The sequence below is a fragment of the Shinella sp. M31 genome, from assembly GCF_049199205.1.
GTDB lineage: Bacteria > Pseudomonadota > Alphaproteobacteria > Rhizobiales > Rhizobiaceae > Shinella.
Window position 1 is genome coordinate 1 of the sequence record NZ_JBLZPH010000158.1, and the last position, 3,575, is coordinate 3,575.

At 64.4% G+C, this 3,575-nt stretch carries 3 protein-coding genes; all 3 read right to left on the reverse strand.

Annotation, left to right across the window (positions count from 1 at the left end):
• Nucleotides 1-1,227, reverse strand: a 1,227-nt coding sequence (locus ACOZKU_RS25620) for a CoA-binding protein (protein WP_421581275.1), incomplete at its 3' end; no start/stop codon positions are given.
• Nucleotides 1,228-1,234: 7 nt separating this feature from the next.
• A complete protein-coding gene (locus tag ACOZKU_RS25625) occupies nucleotides 1,235-2,395 on the reverse strand; it encodes an acyl-CoA dehydrogenase family protein (RefSeq protein WP_160856979.1) in 1,161 nt (386 codons plus the stop codon).
• Nucleotides 2,396-2,559: 164 nt separating this feature from the next.
• A partial coding sequence (locus tag ACOZKU_RS25630) for a carnitine 3-dehydrogenase (protein ID WP_421581276.1) occupies nucleotides 2,560-3,575 on the reverse strand: 1,016 nt, incomplete at its 5' end.

Genomic DNA, 3,575 nt, shown 5'->3' on the forward strand with positions numbered 1-3,575 from the left:
GGCGCCCGCAGCCTTGGAGGCATCGATGACGGCGTGGCAGGTGGTGTTCCAGTCTGCGGCGTCGCAGCGGTCGAGGCGGGGGAAATCGAGCACGACGAGGTTCAAGCCGTATCCGCCCTGCATCATGGTCGTGAAGGCGTCTGTCTGTTTCTCGCGGTTGCCCCAGACGAAGGTGTGGTAGTCGAGCGGATTGGAGATCGTCACCATCTGGCCGAGCGTTTCGCGCAGCGGCTGGCGCTGGAAATCCTTGAGGTCGCGGTAGTTGACCTTCCGCTTCACCCCGGCATCCGCCATCAGCGAGGCCTCGCCGCCCGAGCAGGACATGGAGGAGATGTCGTAATTCGGCAGCGGGCCGGCGACATGCAGCAGCTTCAGCGTTTCCAGAAGCTCCGGCAGCGTCTCGACGCGGCCGATGCCAAGGCGGGAAAGCAGGGCGGAGGAGACGGCGTCGTTGCCGGCGAGCGAGGCGGTGTGCGAGACGGTGGCGAGTTGCGCCTGTTCGGATTTACCGACCTTCAGTGTGACGACCGGCTTTTTGAGTTCACGGGAGCGAAGCGCTAGGCGCTCGAGGGATTCGAGGCTGTCGAAGCCTTCGATATGCAGGCCGACGGCGGTGACGCGGGGGTCTTCGAGAACCGCGCAGGCCAGATCGGCAAGGCCGGTCTGCGCTTGGTTGCCGGCCGTCAGGATATAGGCGAGCGGCAGGCCGCGCTGTTGCATGGAGATGTTGCAGGCGATGTTGGACGACTGCGTGAGAACGGCCACGCCCTTGTCGATGCGCAGCATGCCGTGCTGGTCGGGCCAGAGCAGGGCGCCGTCCAGCATGTTGATGAAGCCGTAGCAATTCGGCCCGAGGATCGGCATGCTACCGGCCGCCTCTACCAATGCCTTCTGCAGGTCATCGCCATCGGCGAGTTCGCTGACGGCTTCGCGGAAGCCGGAGGCATAACAGACGGCCCCGCCGGCACCACGCGCCGACAGGTCCTTGATGATGCCGATGGTCAACTCGCGGTTGACGCCCACGAAGGAAGCATCCGGCGCGCCGGGCAGGTCGGCGACGGAGCGGTAGCATTTGCGCCCGAGGATTTCGTCCTCGCGCGGATGCACCGGCCAGATCTCGCCGGAAAAGCCCATCTTGTCGCACTGGAAGATGACGCGGCGGGCTTCCTTGCCGCCGAAGACGGCGATGGATTTGGGCCGGATCAGACGGTCGAGGGAGCGTACCATTCTCTGACTACGCTCCCAGCGGCCGGAGCAGATCGCGGCTGATGATGTGCCGCTGGATTTCCGAGGTGCCGTCCCATATGCGCTCGACGCGGGCATCGCGCCAGAAGCGGGCGAGCGGCAGGTCGTCCATCAGGCCCATGCCGCCGAAGATCTGGATCGCCTCGTCGGTGACGCGGGCGAGCATTTCGGTGGCATAAACCTTTGCCGAAGCGATCTCGCGGTTCGACGGCAGGCCCTGATCGAGCCGCCAGGCGGCGTTGAGCGTCAGCAGATCGGCGGCGTCGATCTCGGTGATCATGTCGGCGAGCTTGAAGGAGACGCCCTGGTTGGCGCCGATCGGCTTGCCGAACTGCTTTCGCTCGGCCGCATAGTTCAGCGCGTAATCGAAGGCGCGGCGGGCGCGGCCGACCGAGGTCGCAGCGACCGTGATGCGGGTCGCGTAGAGCCAGTCATTGGCAATGTCGAAGCCCTTGTGCACCTCGCCGAGGATCTGGGAGGAGGGCAGGCGGCATTCGTCGAAGTTGAGAATGCAGTTCTTGTAGCCGCGGTGGGAGACCGATTCGTAGCCGTTGCGGATTTCGAAGCCCGGCGTGCCGCGATCGACGAGGAAGCAGGTGATCAGCTTCTTCTTGCCGCGCGGCGTGTCCTCTTCGCCGGTCGCGATGAAGACGATGACGAAATCGGCGATATTGGCGTGGCTGATGAAGTGTTTGGTGCCGTTGACGACCCAATCGTCTCCGTCCTTGCGGGCAAAACATTTCATGCCGCGCACATCCGAGCCGGCATCCGGCTCGGTCATGGCGAGCGCATCGAATTTCTCGCCGCGCACGGCCGGCAGAAGGTACTGTTCGCGCTGCGCGTCGTTGCAGGCCATCAGGATGCCGGAGGGGCGGCCGAAGAAGACGGTGAGCGCCATCGAGCCTCGGCCAAGCTCGCGCTCGACCAGCGTGAACGAGGTGTGGTCAAGGCCGGCACCACCGACCTCTTCCGGCATATTGCAGCCGAAGAAGCCGATGTCCTTGCACTTGCGGGCAATTTCCTGGCCGAGTTCCGGCGGCACATGGCCGGTGCGCTCGACTTCGTTTTCGTGCGGATAGATTTCCGTTTCGACGAAGGAGCGGACCGTATCCACGATCATCTGCTGTTCGTCGGTCAATGCGAAATTCATGGTGTTCCCTCGTTTTTGGTTTGCCCCTCATCCGGCTGCCGCCACCTTCTCCCCGCAGGCGGGGAGAAGGGATATGCCGCGCCGTCTCCTCCACCCCCAGCCCTGCGTTCGGCAAGTTCCCTCTCCCCGCTTGCGGGGAGAGGGTTAGGGTGAGGGGCTGCTTTTTACTGCGCTTTTCTCTGCCCGACGCTGCGGCCGGCACCGTCGGGCGTTGCCAGCTTGGCATGGGCGTCCGCGATCGGCTTGATCTTCGCCAGCACCTCTGCGGGCGCCTCGACGCTCTTGCCGGCCTTCGAGTCGACATGGACCATCATCTGTTCGGCCGTTGCGATCACGTCGCCGGTCGCCGCGTCGTGGATGCGGATGAAGAAATGCAGCCGCTTGCCATCGGACGAGAGAAGCTGGAGCGTCGTGTAGAGCGCCTGGCCGAGCTTGGCTTCGCCGAGATGGCGGATGTGGGTTTCCACCGTGTAGTAGCTGTGGCCGGCCTCGACATAGGCGAAGTCGACGCCGATCAGCCGCAGCAGCGCGTCCGACGTATCGCCGAACAGCTGGAGATAGCGGTGTTCCGTCATGTGACCGTTGTAATCGACCCAGGCCGCATTGACCTTGGTATCGACGAGGCGCAGCGGCTCGTTTGCGGAGACCTCGACCTTCGCCTTGCCGGCCTTGGCCCAGAGATGCGCTTCGAACTCGGCGAGCAGCTTGCCGGAGCCCCAGCCCTTGCCGTCATCACCGGCCTTCAGCGCATGCATGATGCCGACGAGGTTCTGGTCACGGATGCGCTCCAGCTCGCGGATGCCGCGTGCGCCGGACTGGGCGTCCGATTGGTCGGCGATCTTGTTGACCAGTTCGTCGTTCAGATCGACGACGTCGGTGAGCTTCGTCCAGGGCCAGGAGAGACAGGGGCCGAACTGGGCGAGGAAGTGGCGCATGCCCGCCTCGCCTCCGGCGATGCGGTAGGTCTCGAACATGCCCATCTGCGCCCAGCGCATGCCGAAGGAATAGCGGATCACGTCGTCGAGCGTCTCGGTGTCGCAGATGTCGTCCTTGATCAGCCAGAGGCCTTCACGCCACACGGCTTCCAGAAGACGGTCGCCGACGAAGGCCTCGATCTCCTTGTTGATGATCACGCCCTTCATGCCGATGGGCGCGAGCTTGGCCTTGGCGGCTTCGAGCG